The organism is Lentzea sp. HUAS12 (assembly GCF_024125735.1).
GTDB lineage: Bacteria > Actinomycetota > Actinomycetes > Mycobacteriales > Pseudonocardiaceae > Lentzea > Lentzea albida.
This window is the reverse complement of the sequence record NZ_CP099738.1, coordinates 941,754-962,857: the sequence shown is the minus strand read 5'-3', so window position 1 is coordinate 962,857 and position 21,104 is coordinate 941,754. Positions and strand designations below refer to the sequence as shown.

Annotated in this window: 18 protein-coding genes; 8 read left to right on the top strand and 10 right to left on the bottom strand. The window is 71.5% G+C overall.

What is annotated here, in order from left to right; translation table 11 throughout:
- Nucleotides 1-164 precede the first annotated feature (164 nt).
- Nucleotides 165-1,052 carry an SDR family oxidoreductase gene (locus tag ND450_RS04530; protein ID WP_253324886.1) on the bottom strand — a complete coding sequence of 296 codons (888 nt, stop codon included), beginning with the start codon at nucleotides 1,050-1,052 and terminating at the stop codon, nucleotides 165-167.
- Complete coding sequence (locus tag ND450_RS04525) at nucleotides 1,049-2,245, bottom strand: zinc-dependent alcohol dehydrogenase (protein WP_253324885.1); 1,197 nt, start codon at nucleotides 2,243-2,245, stop codon at nucleotides 1,049-1,051. Before ND450_RS04525 ends, ND450_RS04530 begins: the two co-directional genes overlap by 4 nt.
- 209 nt (nucleotides 2,246-2,454) lie before the next feature.
- Here ND450_RS04525 and ND450_RS04520 point away from each other — a divergent pair, with 209 nt between their 5' ends.
- Complete coding sequence (locus ND450_RS04520) at nucleotides 2,455-3,030, top strand: class I SAM-dependent methyltransferase (RefSeq protein ID WP_253324884.1); 576 nt, start codon at nucleotides 2,455-2,457, stop codon at nucleotides 3,028-3,030.
- On the opposite strand, the gene ND450_RS04515 is transcribed toward ND450_RS04520, so the two are convergent.
- Nucleotides 3,017-3,697 carry a TetR/AcrR family transcriptional regulator gene (locus ND450_RS04515; protein WP_253324883.1) on the bottom strand — a complete coding sequence of 227 codons (681 nt, stop codon included), beginning with the start codon at nucleotides 3,695-3,697 and terminating at the stop codon, nucleotides 3,017-3,019. The two genes, ND450_RS04520 and ND450_RS04515, sit on opposite strands and share 14 nt — an antisense overlap.
- 52 nt (nucleotides 3,698-3,749) lie before the next feature.
- On the opposite strand from ND450_RS04515, the gene ND450_RS04510 reads away from it, so the two are divergent.
- Nucleotides 3,750-5,159 (top strand): MFS transporter, encoded by a 1,410-nt coding sequence (locus tag ND450_RS04510; RefSeq protein ID WP_253324882.1) that lies wholly within the window; start codon nucleotides 3,750-3,752, stop codon nucleotides 5,157-5,159.
- 92 nt (nucleotides 5,160-5,251) lie between these two features.
- Nucleotides 5,252-6,613 (top strand): alpha-amylase family protein, encoded by a 1,362-nt coding sequence (locus ND450_RS04505; protein WP_253324881.1) that lies wholly within the window; start codon nucleotides 5,252-5,254, stop codon nucleotides 6,611-6,613.
- A gap of 52 nt (nucleotides 6,614-6,665) precedes the next feature.
- Here the strand turns inward: ND450_RS04505 and ND450_RS04500 are convergent, their stop codons facing one another.
- The 4 genes from ND450_RS04500 to ND450_RS04485 form a co-directional block, all read right to left on the bottom strand.
- On the bottom strand, nucleotides 6,666-7,799 hold the full coding sequence (locus tag ND450_RS04500) for a S1 family peptidase (RefSeq protein ID WP_371927655.1): 1,134 nt from the start codon (nucleotides 7,797-7,799) through the stop codon (nucleotides 6,666-6,668).
- Nucleotides 7,800-7,956: 157 nt separating this feature from the next.
- Nucleotides 7,957-9,057 carry a zinc-binding dehydrogenase gene (locus ND450_RS04495; RefSeq protein WP_253324880.1) on the bottom strand — a complete coding sequence of 367 codons (1,101 nt, stop codon included), beginning with the start codon at nucleotides 9,055-9,057 and terminating at the stop codon, nucleotides 7,957-7,959.
- Nucleotides 9,054-9,467: a thioesterase family protein gene (locus ND450_RS04490; RefSeq protein WP_253324879.1), complete on the bottom strand. Its 414-nt coding sequence runs from the start codon at nucleotides 9,465-9,467 to the stop codon at nucleotides 9,054-9,056. Before ND450_RS04490 ends, ND450_RS04495 begins: the two co-directional genes overlap by 4 nt.
- 21 nt (nucleotides 9,468-9,488) lie before the next feature.
- Nucleotides 9,489-11,867 carry a LuxR family transcriptional regulator gene (locus tag ND450_RS04485; protein ID WP_253324878.1) on the bottom strand — a complete coding sequence of 793 codons (2,379 nt, stop codon included), beginning with the start codon at nucleotides 11,865-11,867 and terminating at the stop codon, nucleotides 9,489-9,491.
- A 187-nt stretch (nucleotides 11,868-12,054) separates the two neighbouring features.
- On the opposite strand from ND450_RS04485, the gene ND450_RS04480 reads away from it, so the two are divergent.
- Together ND450_RS04480 and ND450_RS04475 are read left to right on the top strand one after the other, a co-directional pair.
- The gene (locus ND450_RS04480; RefSeq protein ID WP_371927653.1) at nucleotides 12,055-12,906 is read left to right on the top strand and encodes a dienelactone hydrolase family protein; all 852 of its coding nucleotides are present in this window, start codon (nucleotides 12,055-12,057) and stop codon (nucleotides 12,904-12,906) included.
- A gap of 177 nt (nucleotides 12,907-13,083) precedes the next feature.
- Nucleotides 13,084-14,853 (top strand): hypothetical protein, encoded by a 1,770-nt coding sequence (locus ND450_RS04475; protein ID WP_253324877.1) that lies wholly within the window; start codon nucleotides 13,084-13,086, stop codon nucleotides 14,851-14,853.
- Here the strand turns inward: ND450_RS04475 and ND450_RS04470 are convergent.
- Nucleotides 14,850-16,019 (bottom strand): transcriptional regulator, encoded by a 1,170-nt coding sequence (locus ND450_RS04470; protein ID WP_253324876.1) that lies wholly within the window; start codon nucleotides 16,017-16,019, stop codon nucleotides 14,850-14,852. The genes ND450_RS04475 and ND450_RS04470 overlap by 4 nt on opposite strands.
- Nucleotides 16,020-16,116: 97 nt before the next feature.
- Between ND450_RS04470 and ND450_RS04465 the strand changes: the two genes are divergently transcribed.
- Nucleotides 16,117-17,913 carry an NAD(P)/FAD-dependent oxidoreductase gene (locus tag ND450_RS04465; protein WP_253324875.1) on the top strand — a complete coding sequence of 599 codons (1,797 nt, stop codon included), beginning with the start codon at nucleotides 16,117-16,119 and terminating at the stop codon, nucleotides 17,911-17,913.
- Here the strand turns inward: ND450_RS04465 and ND450_RS04460 are convergent.
- On the bottom strand, nucleotides 17,906-18,712 hold the full coding sequence (locus tag ND450_RS04460) for an SDR family NAD(P)-dependent oxidoreductase (protein WP_253324874.1): 807 nt from the start codon (nucleotides 18,710-18,712) through the stop codon (nucleotides 17,906-17,908). The two genes, ND450_RS04465 and ND450_RS04460, sit on opposite strands and share 8 nt — an antisense overlap.
- 65 nt (nucleotides 18,713-18,777) lie before the next feature.
- On the opposite strand from ND450_RS04460, the gene ND450_RS04455 reads away from it, so the two are divergent.
- Nucleotides 18,778-19,191 carry a MarR family winged helix-turn-helix transcriptional regulator gene (locus tag ND450_RS04455; RefSeq protein ID WP_253324873.1) on the top strand — a complete coding sequence of 138 codons (414 nt, stop codon included), beginning with the start codon at nucleotides 18,778-18,780 and terminating at the stop codon, nucleotides 19,189-19,191.
- A 38-nt stretch (nucleotides 19,192-19,229) separates the two neighbouring features.
- On the opposite strand, the gene ND450_RS04450 is transcribed toward ND450_RS04455, so the two are convergent.
- Nucleotides 19,230-20,471 carry an FAD-dependent monooxygenase gene (locus ND450_RS04450; protein WP_253324872.1) on the bottom strand — a complete coding sequence of 414 codons (1,242 nt, stop codon included), beginning with the start codon at nucleotides 20,469-20,471 and terminating at the stop codon, nucleotides 19,230-19,232.
- Between the two features lie 55 nt (nucleotides 20,472-20,526).
- Here ND450_RS04450 and ND450_RS04445 point away from each other — a divergent pair, with 55 nt between their 5' ends.
- On the top strand, nucleotides 20,527-21,096 hold the full coding sequence (locus ND450_RS04445; RefSeq protein ID WP_253324871.1) for a TetR/AcrR family transcriptional regulator C-terminal domain-containing protein: 570 nt from the start codon (nucleotides 20,527-20,529) through the stop codon (nucleotides 21,094-21,096).
- The last annotated feature ends 8 nt before the right edge of the window (nucleotides 21,097-21,104 follow it).

The following is a 21,104-nucleotide window of genomic DNA, read 5'->3' as shown; positions in this document are numbered from 1 at the left end:
TTGCGCGGTCCACTGCCGACTCGATCGGACCAGACGGTCGCGGGCGCCGCGCCGCAGCCGGTGCCGGGTCCGGGTACAGGTCGGCCATCGCGCCGGTCGCCGTCATGCGCAGGCGGGGCCGTCGTCGGTCCCGGTGACGCCGGCCTCCTCCGTCGCGCACGTCCTCACTGGTCGACGGGCCACCGCCCGTGCGCCCCTTCTCCGGCCGGGTTCGGCTCGAACACGTTTCCCCGCGTGGGTGCGACGGTCCTCCTCGTCAGCGCCGCGATGCGGAAAAGGGGCCCGACGAGCAGGTCGTACAGGCCGGGCAGGATCCGGAATCCCGCGATGACGAGCGGATTTCCCGGACCGACCCGCACGGAGACGTTCCGCCGTGGACGGTCGGCCAGCCGGACGATCGCGGCGGCGACCCGTTCGGAACTCAGGACCGGGACCGGCGGCCGCGCCGCGTGACCGGTGTAGTTGGCGGCCTGGTAGTACACCGGCGTGTTGACGCTGCCGGGACTCACGATGCACACGTGCACCTCTGGCTCGTCGCGCGTTTCCTGCTGCAGAGTGCGCAGCACGGCGCGCTGTCCCCATTTCGCGGTGGAGTAGGCGCCCATCTGCGGCACGGTGATCGAGCCGAGCAGCGAGTTCACGCCGATGAACACACCGGCGCGCTGGCGGCGCAGAACCGGCAGGACCGCCTGTGCGAGGTGCAGCGTTCCGTGGATCGCGGTGTCCACAACGGAGGTGAACACATCCGGTGGCATTGCTTCCACGCTGCCATAACCCATCGTCGTCGCACTGTGCACGACGACGTCGATCCGCCCGTGGCGCTCAAGGGTTTGACCGACGATTCGACCGGCGCCGCCGGGATCGCCGATGTCGTCGACGATGACGTCCACCCCGGCGATTCCCCCCTCCCGGCAAGCCTTCTCCGCGGCGTCGAGCGCCTCACCGCTGCGGGAGACCAGGACCACGGCATCACCGCGGGAGCAGAACGCCACCGCGGCGGCCAACCCGATCCCGCTGCTCGCTCCCACCACGAGCACCACGCGGCCGGTCATGGGCTCAGCACGACCTTGACGCAGCCGTCGCTCTTGGCGCGGAACAGGTCGTAACCCCGCGCGGCCTCGGCGAGCGGGATGCGGTGCGTGGTCAGGTCCAGCGTGCCGAGCGGATCAGCCGGATCCAGCACCAGCGGCAGGATCTCGTCGGTCCACCGGCGCACGTGGGCCTGCCCCATCCGCAACTGGATCCCGCGGTCGAACATCTCCATCATCGGCATCGGATCCTGCTCGCCGCCGTACACACCGGACACCGACACCGTGCCGCCGCGGCGCACACCCTTGAGAGCGGTGTGCAGGGCGTCGAGGCGGTCCAGCGCGACTTTGTCGATCACCTTCCGGGCGAGGCGGTCGGGCAGCAGCCCGGCGGCTTTCTGCGCCGTGGCGACCAGACCTCCACCGTGCGCCTCCATCCCGACGGCGTCGATGGTGGCGTCCGGTCCACGTCCGTCGACCATGTCGATCAACGCCGCCGCCACGTCGTCGGAGCCGTCGAAGTCGTCGAGGTTGACGGGTTCAGCCCCGTGGCGCTCTGCCAGCGCGAGGCGTTCAGGCACCCTGTCCACGCCGATGACGCGGCCGGCGCCGAGCCATCGGGCGATCCGGACGGCGAACTGCCCGACCGGGCCGAGCCCGAGCACGGCGACGGTGCCGCCGGGCGGGACGTCGGCGTAGCGCACTGCCTGCCACGCCGTCGGCAGGATGTCCGACAGGAACAGGAACTGCTCGTCGGGCGTGCCGTCCGGGACCACGATCGGCCCGAACTGCGCCTGCGGTACGCGCAGGTACTCCGCTTGACCGCCGGGAACCGAGCCGTAGAGCGAGGTGTAGCCGAACAGGCTCGCGCCCTTGCCCTCGCCGCGCACCTGCGTCGTCTCGCACTGCGCGAACAGCTCGCGCTCGCACATCCAGCAGTGACCGCACGAGATGTTGAACGGCACCACCACCCGGTCGCCCACCTTCAGGTGACCGCTCGCACCGGAGCCGACCTCCTCGACGACGCCCATCGCCTCGTGGCCGAGCACGTCCCCCGGCTTCAGGTAGGGCCCGAGCACCCCGTACAGGTGGAGGTCGGATCCGCAGATCGCGGTCGAGGTCACCCTGATGATCGCGTCGGTGGGCTCCTCGATCCGGGGGTCCGGCACGTCGACGACCTCGACCTTCTCGTTGCCCTGCCAGGTCAGCGCCTTCACGACCGCGCCACCTCCCCCACCGGCCCGGTGGGACTTGCGAGCGTGGCCGGCGATGCGGACGTGGCCGCCATCGAGCAGGTGGTCCGGGGCATACGACTCTCCTCCTGGCTGCTGGGTGACAAGACAGCGATACCCCCGGAAATCGACTCAAAACCGTTTCATGCTCCGCGAGACCTGGGCTACCGGTGATCTTGAGCCACACTGCGAGCGTGACAACGCGAGAGTTCTGGGACCGGCACGCGGCAACGTTCGACGACGAGCCGGACCACGGGTTGCGCGACCCGCGGGTGCGCGATGCCTGGGCGCGCCTGCTCCTGCCGCTGGTGCCCGCCGGCTCGTCCGTGGTGGACCTGGGGTGCGGTACCGGCAGCCTGTCGGTCCTGCTCGCCGAGGCGGGTCACGAGGTGCAGGGCGTGGACCTGTCCGAGGAGATGGTCGAGCTTGCGCGGGCGAAGGCGTCGGCGGCAGGCCTGTCGATCGGCTTCGCCGTCGGCGACGCCGCCCACCCGCGGGGCTCGTTCGACGTGGTGCTGGCGCGGCACCTGTTGTGGGCGTTGCCGGACCCGGCCGCGGCGCTCGGGAGGTGGGTGTCGGTGTTGCAGCCCGGCGGTGTCCTCCTGCTGGTCGAGGGCCGGTGGTCGACCGGAGCCGGGCTGACCGCCGACGAGACCCGGAGGCTCGTCCTCGGGGTGCGCGCCGAGGCCGAGGTCACCCCTCTCACGGACGAGGACCTGTGGGGACGGCCGATCACGGACGAGCGCTACCTGGTCGTCAGCCGGCGCTGACCAGCATCGACCGGATCGCGAACTCGAACCGCTCGTGCCCCTCACCGGAGTTCAGCTCGTCCACGTGCGCGGAGATGCACGGGAAGTGGCTCGCCGGCAGCATCCGCAGCCGCTCCAGCACCTCTCCCCGATCCAGCTCACCGCGCAACGACGACTCGACCGTGTACGCGCTCACGTACAGCAGCACGGCGTCGATCGCCCACGCCGCCGCCCGCGGTGACACGCCGCCGGCCAGGAAGATCGCCAGCAGGCCCTCGGTGATCCGGAGGGTGTCGAGGTTCGTGGGCGGCGCGGACAACGCCGCCCGCGCGATTCCCGGGTAGCGCAGGAACTGGTCGCGCAGCTGCCCGCACACGTCGAGGACCTGCTCCCGCCAGCGGGCGGCGTCGGGCTTCGGCGCGATCACGTTCTTGCTCAGCGCGCCGATCAGCAGGTCGTCGAGCTCGGCCTTGTTGCGCACGTGCGCGTAGAGCGAGGCGGGGCCGGTCTGCAGGGCGGCGGCGACGCGGCGCATGGTCAGCGCGTCGAACCCCTCCGCCTCGACCAGTGCCAGCGCCGTGGCGAGGATGCGCCCGACCGTGATCGGTTCCTTGCGCGCCGGGGTCTGCTGGTCGAGCGACGCGATCCGGGTCGCCCACTCCTCGCGGGACGAGGCCTTCCTGTTCATGTCCCCACCTTATCAATTGACCCGAACAGTGTTCGCGAGTAGAACAGTGTTCGTGACAGTTCACGCCGTACCTTCACCGCGATCGCTGCGCGAGGCGTGGATCGCCCTCGCCGGCCTGTCCGCGGTGTTCCTGTTCGAGATGCTCGACAACTCGATCCTGAACGTCGCGCTGCCCACCATCGGCCGCGACCTGCACGCCTCGACGACCGCCCTGCAGTGGGTGTCGAACTCCTACGCGGTCGTGTTCGGCGGCCTGATGCTGGTGTTCGGGGCCGTGGCGGACCGCTTCGGACGGCGCCGCGTGATGCTCGCCGGGCTCGCGCTGCTCGGTGTCGCGAGCCTCGCGACGCTGTTCGTGACATCCGTGGGCGGGCTGATCGCCGTGCGGTCGGTGATGGGCGTTGCCGCCGCCATGACCACGCCGGGGTCGATCGCGCTGGCGTTCCGCCTGTTCCAGGCCGACGACCTGCGCGTCCGCGCGATGACGCTCATCTCCACCGTCGGCCTGGTCGGCCTCGCGGTCGGTCCTCCGCTGGGCGGCTTCCTGCTGGCCGTCGCGCCCTGGCAGGCGTTGCTGCTGGTCAACGTGCCGATTGCGGTGCTCGCGTTCGCCGGCATCGGTCGCGGCGTCGGGCCGGACACCGACCTGCACCGCGGCCCCGCGGACTACCTCGGCGGCGTGCTCGGCACCGTGACGATCGTGCTGGCCCTCGTCGTGCCGACGCTCTTCGTCGAGGGTTCCGGACTGGCGTGGGCCGCCGCCGTGCTGACTGTCGTCGCCGCGGTGGCGTACGTCGTTCGTGCGCGCACGGCCAAGCATCCGTTGCTCGACCTCAAGCTCGTCGCGCATCCACTGGTTTCCGCGGGCCTCGCCTACAAGGCCGCGACCGGACTGGCGGCGGCCGGTCTCACGTACCTCGTGACGCTTCAGCTCCAGCTCGACTGGGGCTGGTCCCCCGCGCTCGCCGCCGCCGGGATGCTGCCGCAGGTCGTGGTGCTGATCGCGGCCGGTCCGGTGGTCACCCGGTTCGTCGAGTGGGCCGGCCTGAACCGCGGCGTGTGGCTCGGCGCCCTCGCCGTCGTGGCCGGGCTCGCCGCGTACGCGCTGTTCGGGCGCCTCGGCTACCTGTCCGTCGCGACGGCCCTGGTCCTGGTCGCGATCGGCATCCGCGTGGTCGGCGCCGTCGCGGGTGTCAACGTCCTCAAAGGTCTGCCGGAGAACCGGACGTCGATCGGCGCCGCGCTGGTCGACACGGCGTCGCAGGTCACGTCGGCGGCGGGGGTCGCGGTCAGCGGGACCGTGCTCGCCGTGCTGTTCGCGGGCGGAATCGCGCAGCCCGGCTGGAGCGCCGGGCAGACGGCGCAGTTCGAGCGGGCGGTCACGGTCGGCGGGCTGACTCTCACGGCGATGGCGGGCGCGCTCGTCGCGTGGGCGTACTTCCGGGCCCGGCACGCGCACTAGGCCGAATTGCGCCAGAAAGTTCTTGCAACGCTTTGCCCGGTGTGTCCGCGGGTGCTACCACCATGGGTGAACCCTGCAAACAAGGAGACAACGTGGTTTCCTCGGCTTCGCGCGTCTTCCTCGCGCTGCTGCTGATCGTCGGACTGTCCACACCGGTGCAAAGTCTTGCGGCGCCACCGGGCGCCAAGGACGTCACCGTCACATTGTTCCAATGGCCGTTCGCCCGCGTGGCTTCGGAGTGCACGAACGTGCTGGGGCCCAAGGGCTACGGTTACGTCGAGGTCTCCCCCGCCACCGAGCACATCCAGGGTCCGCAGTGGTGGACCAGCTACCAGCCCGTGAGCTACCGGATCGCCGGGCGGCTCGGCGACGAGAACGCCTTCCGGAACATGGTCACCACCTGCCACAACGCGGGCGTGAAGGTCATCGCGGACGCGGTGATCAACCACATGAGCGCCGGGTCGGGCACGGGCACCGGCGGCACGAACTACTCCAAGTACAACTACCCCGGCTACTACAGCGACTGGGACTTCCACTCGTGCCGGTCGGCCATCAGCAACTACCAGGACCGCTACAACGTCCAGAACTGCGAGCTGGTCAACCTGTCCGATCTGAACACGGGCAGCGACTACGTGCGTTCGACCATCGCCGCGTACCTGAACCGGTTGATCTCGATGGGGGTCGACGGGTTCCGCGTCGACGCGGCCAAGCACATGGCGGCGGCCGACCTCGCCGCGATCAAGGGGAAGCTGAGCAACCCCAACATCTTCTGGGTGCACGAGGTCATCTACGGCGCGGGTGAGGCCGTGCAGCCCGGCGAGTACACGGGCTCGGGCGACGTGGACGAGTTCCGCTACGCCTACGACGTCAAGCGGATCTTCCAGAACGAGAACCTGGCCTACCTGAAGACCTTCGGGCAGTCGTGGGGCTTCCTGCCCAGCGGCCAGGCGCGGCCGTTCGTGGACAACTGGGACACCGAGCGCAACGGGTCCACGTTGACCTACAAGGACGGTTCGACGTACACGCTCGCGAACGTCTTCATGCTGGCGTGGAACTACGGTGCGCCGCAGGTGTACTCGGGCTACGAGTTCAGCGACAAGGACGCCGGTCCGCCCGGCAACAACGTCTGCTACAGCGGCTGGAAGTGCCAGCACGCCTGGACGCAGATCGCGAACATGGTGCAGTTCCGCAACACCGTGGCGGGCACGGACGTGAACAACTGGCAGGACAACGGGTACGACCTGATCGCGTTCGGCCGCGGCACCAAGGGCTTCGTCGCGATCAACCGCGAGACGTTCGCGGTGACCCGCACGTTCCAGACCGCGCTGCCGGCCGGGAGTTACTGCAACGTGCAGGAGAACGGCTGCGTGCGCGTGACGATCGACGCGCAGGGCCGGTTCACCACAACGCTCGGCGCCGGAACCGCGCTCGCGTTGCACGTGAACGCCCGTTAATGGATCACCGGCTGTCCACCGCGCGAAGCGGTGGACAGCCGGGAGTTCCTCATCAGGCCGTGTGCAGCCTCAGGCCGTACACGTTCAGGATCTCGTTGATCGGCTGGAACCAGGTGCGGCCACCGCTCGAGCAGTTGCCGTACCCGCCGGACGTGACGCCCTGGGCCTGGTCACCGGTGATGAACGAGCCACCGGAGTCGCCGCCCTCGGCGCAGACCGAGGTGCCGACCATCTGGTAGACGGCGCCCTGCGCGTAGTTCACGGTCTCGTTGCGGCCCTGGATCACGCCGCAGTGCCAGCGCGTCGTCGAGCCGGAGCGGCACACGGAGGTGCCCACGGGCGCCTCCCACGAGCCGCGGACCAGCGCGTCCGGCACGGTGCCCCAACCGAGCACGACCGGCACGGTCCACCAGCCGCCGCCGGTGCGCACCCACGCGTAGTCGTTGCCGGGGAACGAGGAACCGGCGAAGTTGCCCTGGAACGAACGGTCCCAGCCGTAGACGGCCGCGCCGCCGCCACCGCAGTGGCCCGCGGTGACGTAGCCGCCGTGCACCGAGAAGCCGATGGAGCAGCGGACGTTGCCGGTGTAGTACGGGTCGCCGCCGACGGTGCCGGCCGCGAAGGTCTGCGGCTGCCGCACGCCCTCGGTGTTCACGGTGATGGCACCGTACTGGCGCGCCTTGTCGAGGAACGACGCCACTTCAGCGGTCTGCTTGCCCGCCTCGACGTTCACCACGACGGTCCCGGTGCGGGGGTCGGGGCGCCAGCCCGCCACCGCGGCCGGCACGGAGCCGGTCGCGGACAGCGCGTCGAGGCGGTTCTTGTGGGCCGCCATGGAGTTCGCCGAGCGGCCGACGATGACCGCGTCGGCGCCGGTGGCCTCGACCTTGCGGGCGGCGGCCTGGTCGGTGACGGCCACGACCAGGCGGTTGGTCGCCTCGTCGAACCAGCTGCCGGCCAGTGCGGCACCGGCCTCGCCTTCGGCGCGCGGCGCGAGCTGCGACGCGCGGTTCTCCTTGTCCAGGCGCAGCCGCGCCTGGGATTCGGTCAGCCCGAACGCCGAGCTCATCGCGGTGAGCAGGCCGGGTGACATCTCCTTCTCCGACGCCTGGGCCGGAACGGTGAACGTCGTCCCGACCAGCACGAGCGCCAGCGCGGGCACGATTCTGGGCACGGTGAAGCGCATGCTCTTCTCCTTGTCCGTGCAGGGATCGCTTCCGCCCCGTTGCGAGAAGCGACGAACATGAGAGCGCTCTCACCGTGCAGCAGGAAAGCAGCGGTGGTCAACACCTGTTACCGGAGTTGTCCTGCCCGACAATTGACCGAATGGGCGAAAACGGGCATCACCGCATCACGACGACCTGGCGTACGGCCTCCCCGGACGCGAGCTTCGCGAACCCGTCGTTGATCTCGCCGAGCCCCAGCCGCCCGGACAGCAACCCGTCGACCGGCAGCCGTCCCGCGCGGTACAGGTCGACGAACCGCGGCACGTCCCGGCGCGGCACGCACGAGCCGAGGTAGCTGCCCTTGAGCGTGCGTTCCTCGGCCACCAGGTTCAGCGCGGGCAGGCTGACGGTCCGGTCGGGGTGCGGCAGGCCGACGGTGACCGTGGTGCCGCCGACGGCCGTCGCGGCGTAGGCCTGTTCGAGCACGGCCGCCACGCCCGTGGTGTCGATGACCTTGTCCGCGCCACCGCCGGTCAGGTCCCTGACCTGCGCGACGACCTCCGGGCCGCCCGCCGCCTCGTGCGTCGCGCCGAGGGTGAGGGCCAGCGCGCGCTTGTGCTCGACCACGTCGACCGCGACGACCTGGGTGGCGCCCGCCGTCACGGCGGCGAGCACGGCGGCCAGGCCGACACCGCCGAGCCCGAACACCGCGACCTTCTCACCCGGCTTCACGTCGGCGCTGTAGAACGCCGCGCCGGCACCGGTCAGCACCGCGCAGCCGAACAGCGCGGCGATGTCGAGGGGGAGGTCGTCCGGCACCTTCGTGGCGGACCGGTCGGAGATCACCGTGTACTCGGCGAACCCCGACACGCCGAGGTGGTGGTGCGGGCGCGTGCCGTCCGGAAGGGCCCATCGGCGGGCACCGCTCAGCAGGGTTCCGTCTCGATTGGCCGCGGCACCCGGCTCGCACAACGCCTGCCGGCCCGACGCACAGCGGCGGCAGGCACCGCACGCGGGCACGAACGACAGCACGACGCGATCGCCTGGCGCGAACTCGGCGTTCGGACCGGCCTCCACGACCTCGCCCGCCGCCTCGTGGCCGAGCACCATGGGCAACGGCCGGATGCGCGAGCCGTCGATCACGGACAGGTCGGAGTGGCACAGACCGGTGGCGTGCACGCGCACCAGCAGCTCACCGGGTCCCGGCGGGTCGAGTTCGAGGTCGACGACCTCGAGCGGCCCGCCGACGGCCGTCAGCACCGCGCCTCGGGTCTTCACGCCACCACCAGTCCTTCCATCGCCGTGCGCAGGGTCGCGGGGATCTCCACCGGCTTGCGGGTCCCGCGGTCCACGAACACGTGCACGAAGTGGCCCTCCGCCACGACGTCCTCGCGTCCGTCGAAGAAGAACCCGACCTCGTAGCGCACGCTCGACCGGCCGAGGTGCCCGACGCGCAGGCCCGCGTCGAGCGACTCCGGGAACGAGACCGAGGCGCGGTAGTTGCAGTGCGACTCCACGCACAGCCCGATCTCCTGCCCGGCCTGGATGTCGAGCCCGGCGCCGATCAGCCACGTGTTGATCACGGTGTCCATGAACGCGTAGTGGACGACGTTGTTCACGTGGCCGTAGACGTCGTTGTCCGCCCATCGGGTCGGAATCCGCTGCCAGTGCCGGTACTTCTCGCGCAAGCTTCCATCCTCTGCCGTAGGTCAGACGCTGTCGTCGAGTCTCCTGGTGAGCTCGACCCTCGACCGCACGCCGAGCCGCGCGAAGATGTTGCGCAGGTGGTGCTCGACGGTGCGGTGGCTCAGGAACAACCGCGCGGCGACCTCGCGGTTCGTGGCGCCCTCGGCGACCAGCCGCGCGATCTGCGCCTGCTGCGGCGTCAGGCTCGGGTGGTCCTTCGGTTCGCCGGTGGAGTCCCCGGCCGCGCGCAGCTCGGCGCGGGCGCGGTCGACCCAGTGGTCTGCTTGGTAGGACTGGAAGATGTGCACGGCGTCGCGCAGGTGTTCGCGCGCCGCCTTGGGCTTGCGCCCGCGCCGCAGCCGGTTCCCGTACAGCAGCTCGGTCTTGGCGAGTTCCAGCGCCGTGCCGCTGGCCCGGTGCAGCCGGATCGCCTCCTCGAAGTGCTCGTCGGCCGTGCCGCTCTCGAGCAGGCCGTGGCAGCGGTGGGACAACGCCAGGCGCGCGGTGCTCCCCGTCGACCCGGCCCACCTCTCGTACGGCTCCAGCGCCCTGTCCCCCGTGGACGGTCTGCCGCAGGCGACGGCGGCCTCCACGACGTGCGGCGCCGCCATCACCTTGATGCCCGCGTGCCCGGGGTTCAGCCGGAGCCGTTCCAGCGCGTCGGCGGGCCGGTCGCGGGCGAGGTCGACGCACGCGAAGGCCCACGCGCCGAACGTGCCGGGCCGGGTGAGCCCGCGCTGGGTGATCTGCTCCGTCGCGGTGTCGATGCGGTCGAGCGCCGTCGCCGAGTCGCCCCTCAGCGCCGCGAGCAGCGCGAGGATCGTCAGGTGGTCGACGACGGCGTTGTGCTGGCCGATCGCCGTCGCCGCGTGCACGCCCTCGGTCGCCGCCGTCAGCGCCGCCGCGTGCTGGTCCAGCAGCAACGCCGACAGCGCCCGGTACACCAGCGCCCACGGCACGAGCGCGGTGAAGCCGCTCTCCCGCGCCGCCGTCACCGCGCTGGTCGCCATCTCGAACGACCGGGTGGCGTCCCCCAGCACGTAGGCGGCCTGGCTCCCCCAGATCCGCGCCTGCGGCCCCGGTACCTGGTCGGCGAGGCCGACCACCGAGCGCAGCGCGGGCAACGCCTCGTCGTGCCTACCGTCGAACGTCGCCAGCATCCCGACGAGGTGGTCGAGCGTGAGCCGGGTCGCGGCCGGCTCGTCGTGCGCGCGGATCTCCCTCGCGAACTCGGCGACGGCGGTGTAGCGGCGGTGGTCCCCGGCGATGCTGGCCGCCTCGCCCGCGAACCCCAGCGCGGCCACGGCGAGCTCGCGCCGGGTGCCGACCAGGCCCTTCGCCGCGCGGATCAGCCGGTCCGCGGCCACGTCCGGGAGGCTCTCGCCGAGGTCGATGCCGCCGACGACGAGGTCCATCAGCGCCCTGAGCTCCGGGGTGGCGGTCATCTTCGTGGCCGTGCGCAGAACGGCCCGCGACCGGTGCGGCGCGCCGTGCGCCCAGTGGTCGGCGGCGGCTCTGAGCAGGTGGTGCGCCTTCTGCTCGGGATCGGTCGTGAGGGTGGCCGCGCGGTCGTGGTCGCGGGCGGCCGTCGCGAAGTCGCCGCACCGGCGGGCGTGCTCGGCGTGGGCGGTGAGGACGTCCGCGAGTCCGGCGTCGCGGGTCAGGACCGCCTGGTGCCAGGTGCGGCGGCTGCCCGGCGGCAGGGTCTCCGCGAGCTCGGCGTGGGCCCGTCGCCGCTGCGGGAGCGGCACGTCGAACTGGAGGGCGGACCGGACGAGCCTGCGCCGGTCGAACAACGGCCCGGCCTCGGTCACCGCGTCCAGGTCGAGCGTCTCGGCGTCGACCTCCTCGTCGACCGCGGCCAACGCCACGACGTGCTTCGCCTGCGGCGACAACGACTCGAACCGGGCCCGCCACCGCCGGCGCAGCGAGCTGTTCTCCGGCAGCACGTCCGGTGCCGGCGCGATGCCGCCGAGTTGCGCGGACGTGAGCGATCCCGCCAGCTCGACCAGCGCCAGCGGGTTGCCGCAGGCGAGGTCGGCCAGGTCCGCGGCGAGGGTGGAGGGCAGGCCGGGCCTCAGGTCGTGCAGCACCCGGACGCTCGTCTCGGCGTCCAGCGGGTCGAGCGTGACGCTCGGCAGCCCGCGTGGCTCCCCTTCGGTGGCGATGAGCAGCACGGCCCGTGTATCGACGACTTCTCGAGCGAGCGCGACCAGGTCGTCGTCGACTTCGGCCACCTCTACGCACAACAACGCGTCGTAAGTGCCTCTCACGGCGTTGAGCAACGACGTCTTGCCCGAGCCGGCTTCTCCGCGCAGCACGAGCACTCCGCCGCGCCCAACGCGCGCACGGTCCACCAACGCGTCCACGGCGACGCGTTGCGGCTCCCGGCCACGCAACATCGGCCCAGTCTTACGGCGGAAACCGCTCCACCGGAAGAGGGAGCGGACAAATTCACCTACCACCGTTAGTTTTTCGGTCGAAGCTGTTCACCGAGACCGGTGGTTGCACCGATGCGCACCCGGTGACCGGGGTTGCAGGGTCGAGGTCGTCCCCCCGTTCCCCCTGCCGAATGAGGTGTACAACGCCGTGCAACTCCGAACCCTGCTCCCCGTCGCACTGACCCTGACGCTCCTGGGCGGCACAGTCGCCCAGGCCGCCGACAACCCCTACGAACGCGGCCCCGCCCCCACCAACTCGAGCATCGAGGCACTGCGCGGCTCGTTCGCCGTGTCGGAGACCTCGGTGTCGTCACTGGTCGGCGGCTTCGGCGGCGGCACGATCTACTACCCGACGAGCACCTCCGCCGGCACGTTCGGCGCCGTCGCCATCTCCCCCGGCTACACGGGCACGCAGTCGAGCATCTCGTGGCTCGGCCCGCGCCTCGCGTCCCAGGGCTTCGTGGTCTTCACGATCGACACGAACACGATCTACGACCAGCCCGACAGCCGCGCGTCCCAGTTGCTGGCCGCGCTCGACTACCTCACCGGCCAGAGCAGCGTCCGCTCGAGGATCGACTCGTCGCGCCTCGGCGTGATGGGCCACTCGATGGGCGGCGGCGGCACCCTGCGCGCCGCGAGCCAGCGCCCGGCCCTGCAGGCGGCGATCCCGCTCACCGGCTGGCACACCACGAAGAACTGGTCCTCGGTCCGCGTCCCCACCCTGGTCGTGGGCGCCGAGGACGACTCCATCGCCCCGGTCGCCTCGCACTCCGAGCCGTTCTACACCTCGCTGCCGTCCACCCTGGACAAGGCGTACCTGGAGCTGAACAACGCCAACCACTTCGCGCCGAACTCGAACAACACGACGATCGCGAAGTACAGCATCTCGTGGCTCAAGCGGTTCATCGACAACGACACCCGGTACGAGCAGTTCCTCTGCCCGGCGCCGGGGCGCAGCACCCTGATCGAGGAGTACCGGGACACGTGCCCGCACTCCTGATCCGCTGATCGGGGGTCGCGGCGCCGTCCGAGCGCGGGGCGCCGCGACCCTTTCCACGAACGCAACACCAACTGTCCGCGCACGACCCGAGTCGGCCCACGCGGTGGCCCATCGCAGCCGGCCACCCGATCGGCTCAACGGAGTAACGGCGCGACCGGCCCGTCCTATGAAGCAGGGGTGACGCCGCCCCGCACACCGAAGTCCCGCCGCCGGACGACCGCCTGGATCGCGCTGGCGGTGGTGCTCGCCTGCGCCACCACCGCCGTGGTCGCGATCAGGCAGGGGTGGTTCGCCTCGGGTTCGTCCGACACGAACTCGGCAGCGGTCGGCAGGGACGGCGTCGACCTCACGGTCGGCGGTGTGCGCATCCACGGCCCGGCCGGCATCGCGCCGGAGGGCACGACCCTCACCGCCCACGCGACCACCGCCGCCGCGCCGGGCCTGAGTTCGACGATCACCGCGAACACCGGTACCGGCATCGAGATCTCGCTGGGCGGCCGGCAGCCCGAGAAGCCGTTGGAGCTGGAGTTCCCGGTCACCGGCACGCCGCCGGAAGGCCGGCACGCGGTCCTCGTCACCACGCCGTCGGACGGGTCCGGTGCGCGCCTGGTGCCCGCCTCGTTCGACGCCGGCAGGAACACGATCACCGCCACGGCGGACCACCTCAGCTCCTTCTGGCCGGCCTTCCTCGACCTCCGCGCGGCGGGCAGGGTGGTCGACGAGGTCGTCGGCAAGGCGCTGGGGATCACCTCCGCCCGCCCCGAGTGCGCCGGAGCGCCCGCCACCGACCCGTCCGGCATGAAGATCACGATGGACGGCGACTACTCGGCGTCCGCGAAGCCCGTCGTGTGGCCGTGCGTGACCGTCCAGGACGGGCGGACGACCGTCGAGCTGACGAGCAACTCCCCGCTGCCGTGGCGGGTCCGCGCCGCCCCGTCCGCGACCCTCGAACCCCAGGGCGCGATCGATCCCGCCAAGGCCGCGGTACTGGCCGGGTACCACGCGCTGGCGACCAAGCGCCCCTACGCGGAGGGTCTGCTGATCCCCGGCAGCGGTCTGAAGCACACGTTCCCGGTGTCCTCGCTGCCCGCGACCGTCGAAGGTCAGGTCGACGTCGGCACGTGGCTCGTCATGGACCTCGTGTTCGCGGTGCAGGCGATCATGGCGCTGTTCCACGTCGACCTCGGTGCCGTGACGGACGACGCCGCCGCGCTCGGCTGCCTCGGGGACGCCGTCGAGGCGGCGAAGCTGGACGCCAAGCCCGGTGCCGACGCGGTGGCCGCGCTCGCCAAGGCGGCGCTGACGTGCCTCGAACCCGTGGCGAAGGCCTTGGGCGGTGGGCTTTCCGCCGCGGCGGGCTTCGTCCTGCTGGTCCTGTCGAGCGGAGTCGCGCTGGTGTTCGGCGGGCTGCAGGGCGCGCTGATGTCGGTGACGGGCACGGACAGGTTCAAGATCGCCCTCAACGGCACCGGCAGGCCCGTCAGCGCGGCCGACCTGAGGTCGGCGCCGGTGCCGAGCATGTGCCGGCACCCCGCCGGGAAGCTCGTCGGCGGCAAGCTTCCCGGGATCCCGGAGAACGACGGCTTCGTCAGCCTCCAGAGCGAGACGATCCAACTGGGCGACCTCACCGGTGACGGCACGCGGGACGCGGCAGCGATCTTCGACTGCTCCCGGGGTGGGGTCGGCTGGCCCAACCACGTCGTGCTCTACGGACCGGGCCCGAAGGTCCTCGGCTCGATCGACCTGGGTGACGTCATCACCGACGCCGAGCACTCGGTCGTGAGCCGCATGAGCATCGCCGGCGGCGACATCTCGCTCACCTGGAACTCCTACCAGGGCGCGTCCTTCTGCCTGCGCGAGTGGACCGGCCGGATCCACTGGGACGGTTCGAAGGCGTCCCTGCTCGGTCTGAAACAGGTGTCCGGAGCCGCCAAGGGAACCTGCTAGCCGAGCACGGTCATCCGCACGTCCCCCGACAACCGGTAGGGCCGCGTCTCCACCAACGCCCCCAGCAGCCGCCGCAACCGCGACACCTCGGCCCGCACCGTCACGACGTGCTCCGCGTCCCCGTACAGCGCGTTGCTCAACGCCTCCGCGGACATCCCCGCCCGTCCGGCCCGGTGCAGCAGCACCAGGACCTCCGCGTGCCGCCGGGTGACCGTGCGGCGCCAGTCCGCGTCGCCGCCGGACAGCCGCACCTGCGGCGTGCGGGTCAGGTCGAGTTCCAGCGACACCGTCCGGTCCACAGAGGACGGACGGATCAGCCAGCCGCCCGCGAGGCGTTCCGGCACGCAGGCTCCCAGGCCGGGCACCGCGACGGGGTGGCCCGCCACGGGAACGGCGACCCGTGATCCCACCGCCACCCCGTGCGACGCGGCGACCCAGCCGTGGTCGTCCACGACGAGCGACGGGCCGGTGAGCAGGACCGCGGACCGCAGCCGCTCCAACCGCTCCTGGTGGTAGCGCCAGAGCCGCGACTCGGCCAGCATGCGACCGGTCTCGACCAGGGCACCGATCGCGGGGTGCAGGGTCAGCGCCGGGCCGCTCACGTCGATCACCCCGAGCAACGAGCCGGTGCGCGGGTCGTGCACCGGTGTCGCGGTGCAGTACCAGGGGTGCTGGCCCTGCTCGAAGTGTTCGCCCGCGAGCAGTTCGACGGGGGCGGCCTCGGCGATCGCCGTGCCGATGGCGTTGGTGCCGACGCGGCGTTCGGTCCAGTCGGCGCCCTCGAAGAAGCCCAGCGCGTCGGCGCGGCGGCGGACGGCGGGGGTGCCGGAGCGCCACAGGATGACGCCCTCGGGGTCGGTCACGACCAGGAGCAGCTGGGAGGCGTCGGCGAGGGAGCCCACGACGGCGCGCAGGTCCGGGACGACCTCGCGCAGCGGTGAGGCCTCCTGGCGGCGGCCGATCTCGGACGGGTCCAGCCAGTCGCGGGTGTTGACGTCGTCGGCGCGCAGGCCCAGGCCGAGGACGCGGTTCCAGGAGCGGGACACCAGGGCGCGCGGGCGCAGCGCGGAGCGGCTGCCCGCGATGACCGCGTCGTGCATGCGCACGAGTTCACGGGCATACGTGGGCAGGTGCTGACCGGGCGGCACTGCCCTGGGCACGCTCACCGGACGAGCATGAACCAGGCGTGCAATCCGGTGCAACGGTTTCGCCGACCTGGAGCAAGGAGGTGAATGCGGGCAGGACGAGCGAGGAGGAGCGGCGATGACGCAGACCATGGACCGCACGGCGCAGGCGAGGGTCGACGCCTGGCTCGGGGAGTTCGAGGCCGCGCTCAGGGCACGGGACGTCGACGCGGCCGCCGGGCTGTTCGCCACGGACAGCTACTGGCGCGACCTGGTCGCCTTCACCTGGAACATCAAGACCGTCGAGGGGCGCGAGGGGGTCGCGGACCTGCTCGGCGCGTGCCTCGACGGCACCGGCCCGGAGAACTTCCGCACCACCGAGACGCCGACCGAGGCCGACGGGGTCGTGGAGGCGTGGCTCGAGTTCGAGACGGCGGCCGGGCGTTGCCGCGGGCACCTGCGCCTGAACGACGAGGGCGCGTGGACGTTGCTGACGAGCCTGCACGAGCTGAAGGGCTTCGAGGAGCGCAAGAAGGCGACGCGGCCCAAGGGCGTACGGCACGGCGTGGTCGAGGAACGCCTGTCGTGGGCCGAGGAACGCGAACGCGAGCAGGCCGAACTCGGGTACGCCCGACAGCCGTACGTCGTGGTCATCGGCGGCGGCCAGGGCGGGATCGCGCTCGGCGCCCGGCTGCGGCAGCTCGGGGTGCCCGCGCTGGTGCTGGAGCGCAACGACCGGCCGGGCGATTCGTGGCGCAAGCGGTACAAGAGCCTCTGCCTGCACGACCCGGTCTGGTACGACCACCTCCCCTACCTGCCGTTCCCGGACAACTGGCCGGTGTTCGCACCCAAGGACAAGATCGCGGACTGGCTGGAGATGTACACCCGCGTGATGGAGGTGCCGTACTGGACCCGGTCGGAGGTCAGGTCGGCGACCTACGACGGTGCACAGTGGACGGTCACGGTCGACCGAGACGGTGAAACCGTGACCTTGCACCCGAAGCAGCTCGTGTTCGCGACGGGCATGTCCGGCAAGGCGAACGTGCCGAGCTTCCCCGGCGCGGAGGTCTTCGAGGGTGACCAGCACCACTCGTCGCAGCACCCCGGCCCGGAGGCCTACGCCGGACGCAGGGCCGTCGTGATCGGCTCCAACAACTCCGCTCACGACATCTGCGCGGCGCTGTGGGAACACGGTGCCGACGTCACGATGGTCCAGCGTTCGTCGACGCACGTCGTGCGCTCGGACTCGTTGATGGACATAGCCCTGGGCGACCTCTACTCGGAACGGGCCGTGGCCGCCGGCGTCACGACCGACAAGGCCGACACGATCTTCGCGTCCCTGCCCTACCGGATCCTGCCGCAGTTCCAGATCCCGGTGTACCAGCGGATCCGGGAACGCGACGCCGACTTCTACGACCGCCTCGAGAAGGCGGGCTTCGACCTCGACTGGGGCGACGACGACTCCGGCCTGTTCCTCAAGTACCTGCGCCGCGGCTCCGGCTACTACATCGACGTGGGCGCCTCGGAACTGGTGGCGGACGGCAAGATCAAACTCGTCCGCGGCCAGGTCGACCACCTCACGAAGAACGCCGTGGTGCTCGCCGACGGCACCGAACTGGAGGCCGGCCTCGTCGTCTACGCCACCGGCTACGGCTCCATGAACGGCTGGGTGGCCGACCTCGCCGGGCAGGAGATGGCCGACCGCGTCGGCAAGTGCTGGGGCCTCGGGTCCGGCACCACCAAGGACCCCGGTCCGTGGGAGGGCGAGCAGCGCAACATGTGGAAGCCGACCCGGCAGCCGGGGTTGTGGTTCCACGGCGGCAACCTGCACCAGTCGCGGTACTACTCGCTCTTCCTGGCGCTGCAGCTGAAGGCGCGGTTCGAGGGGGTGCCGACACCGGTGTACGGGTTGCAGGAGGTGCACCACCTCAGCTGACGAGCAGTTCCTCGGTCGTCTCCCACAACTCGCGCTGCACGTCGCCGCGCCCCGGTCCAGGGCACTGGAGGGGCGCGGCGTCCCTCACGGAGAAGTAGCCGCCGGTGACGTCCGCGAAGGCCGGATCGGTCGCGAGCCGGGTGATGATCGAGGCACCACGAGCGGGGTCGCCGATGCGCAACGCGTGCAGCACCTTCTCCAGCAGTCCGGCGAACGGCAGCTCGCGGCCGAGGCCCGTGGTGTTGAAACCGGGGTCGCAGCAGTTGGCCGTGACCCCGGTGCCCTCCAGCCGCCGCGCCAGCTCCTGGCTGAACATGACGTTCATCAGCTTGGTCCGGCCGTAGTGGGCGGCGGAGGTGAGCGCCGTCGCCGGGTCGAACTCACGGACCTGCCGTGCCGCCTCGGACGCGACGGTGACGACCCTGGCCGGCGCCGAGGCGACCAGCTTGTCGCGCAGGGCGTTCGTCAGCACCCACGGCGCGAGGTAGTTCACCGCGGTCATCTCGGGCATGCCCTCCGGGGTGACCCGAGGGCTGAAGGCGTGGATGCCGGCGTTGTTGACGAGCACGTCGATCCGGTCGTACCGGGCGTCGACCTCCTCGGCCACACGGCGCACGTCCTCCAACGACGACAAGTCGGCCGTGAACGCCGTGACGCCCGAACCGATCTCGGCGCGCAGGTCGTCCACCTTCGCGGCGTCGCGGGCGATGACGGCCAGGTCGAAGCCCCGGCGGGCGAGGTCGAGCGCGACGAGCCTGCCCAGGCCGTGCGTCGCGCCGGTGATGACGGCGGTGGTCATGGTCCTCCTATATCGTGAGGTACCTCAGCATGACACAGAACTGAGGTACCTCACAAAGGAGGCCCATGGACGCCGGCGAGCTCGGCCTGCGCTACCTGACCACGTCCGCGAGGATCCGCCGGACGGTCGACGAGCGCATGGCCGCGAGCGGGGTCTCGCTCGCGCGGACGAAGATCCTGCAGGTCCTCGCCGGGCTGGGCCCGGTCAAGCAGACGCGGCTGGCCACCGAGCTGGGGATGGCAGCGCGTTCGATCACCCAGGCCGTCGAGGCGATGGAACGGGACGGGCTCGTGGAGCGGTCCGCCGACGCCGCCGACAAGCGGGCCAAGGTGGTCTCCGCCACCCCGGCGGGCTTGACCGCGCTCGCGGCCGGCGAGGCGTCCGGTGACGCGGTGCTGCGGTCGATCTTCGAACGGCTCGGTCCCGCTCGGCTGGAGGCGTTGGACGAGATCTTGGAGGTGCTCGGGGAGCACGACTGAGGAAGGTGCCCGTCAGGCCGCACCCTCGGGAGGTCAGCTCAGGCCAGGTGCCCGTCCGGCCGCACCAACCCCGCCTCCGTCTCCACGTGCCCGCCACCCCGCAGCCGCGCGAACAGCGTGCCCCCGTCCGGCAGCCGCTGCTCCGGCACCCGCCTGCCTGTCGCATAGGCGACGTCCAGCCCCGACAACCGTTCGGCGAGTTCGCGGGACATGTCCGGCGCGGACGCGATCAGCCCGCTCACCACCGCGCGCAGCGCCTGCCCCTCCGGCGAGTAGGCCGTCATCAGCGCGGTCTGGGCCCTGGTGTGCCGCAGCAGGTCGGCGCCGACCGGGTGGCGTTCGGCGTGGTAGGTGTCGAGCAACGCGTCGTCGGCGCGGCCCGTCACGACGGCGGCGAGTTTCCAGCCGAGGTTGTGCGCGTCCTGGATGCCCACGTTCATGCCGACACCGCCGGTCGGGAAGTGCATGTGCGCGGCGTCGCCCGCCAGGAGCACGGCGCCGGACCGGTACACCGCCGCCTGCCTGGTCGCGTTGCCGAAGCGCGACAACCACATCGGGTCGCGCATGCCGTAGTCGGTGCCCGCGATCGCCCGCACCGTCGTGCGCAGCTCGTCGAAGGTCAGCTCGCCACGGCGGCCGCCCCCGGGATCACCGCCCACGATCCGGTGCACGCCACCGGGCAGCGGCACGACCATCAGGCCGCCGCGAGGTCCGGCGACGTTCGCGAAGCCCCGCCCGGGCGGGGAGTCCAGGACCACGTCGCCGAGCCAGCCCCAGGTGGTGGCGTCGGTGCCGGGGAAGTCGATGCCCGCGGCCTCCCGCACGGTGCTGCGCGTGCCGTCGCAGCCGACCACGTAGCGCCCGGCCACGACCTCGCCGCCGGCCAGTTCGACGCCTGACGGAGCCATGCCGATCACTCGGCAACCCCGCCTGATCACGGCGCCCAGCTCCACGGCGCGGTGTTGCAGGAGTTCCTCGGTGCGGGCTTGCGGCAGCGCCAGCGTGAACGGGTACGGCGTGTCCAGCACGGAGAAGTCCATGCGGTCGGGTAGTCCGCCGAAGTGCCCGTTCGGGATCCGGAGGCCTTCCGCCAGGAACGGCTCCACGACGCCCCGGCAGTCGAGGACCTCAAGCGTGCGCGGGTGGATCGTCAGCGCCTTCGAGTTCTCGTCGCGCTCCGGCCGCGTCTCCAGGACCACGACCGAAGCACCTCCCAGTCGCAGCTCCCCGGCCAGCCACAGCCCTGTCGGGCCCGCGCCCACGATGACGACGTCGTACATGACTCCACTCCCCTTGGTCACTGACCAATACGATCTCGTCGAGTAGACTAGGTCAGTGACCAAGAGTCAAGCGGACGTGGTGCGGACCGCCCTGGAGATCCTCGACGAGCGCGGCGCCGAGGCCGTGTCGATGCGGGCCATCGCGGAGAGGCTCGGCGTGCGGATGAACACCGTGCTCTGGCACGTGAAGACGAAGGCGCGACTCGAAGAGCTGATGGCCGACGCGATCGTGGCCGGCGTGTCCCTCGACGGCCTGCCGGAGCACTGGCGTGAGCGGGCGGCGGAGGTCGTCCGCCGCTACCGGCGGGCGTTGCTGGCCCACCGCGACGGCGCCGCGCTCGTGGCGGGCACCTACGCCGCCGAACCGGCCACTTTGGACACCGCGGAGGTGCTTGTCGCCTCACTGCTCGAAGGCGGGCTCTCCGCCAGGGACGCGGCGTGGACGTGCTGGAGCGTCATCTACTTCGTTCTCGGCCTGACGCAGGAGGAGCAGGCGCTGCCGAGCGGGTCGGCCACGCTCGACGTGGGAGAACGGCCGGCACTGCGCCGCGCGCTGCCGTTCCTCGCCGAGGAGTCCTTCGACGAACGGTTCGAGTTCGGCGTCGCCAAGCTGCTCGGGAACTGAGTCGGTCG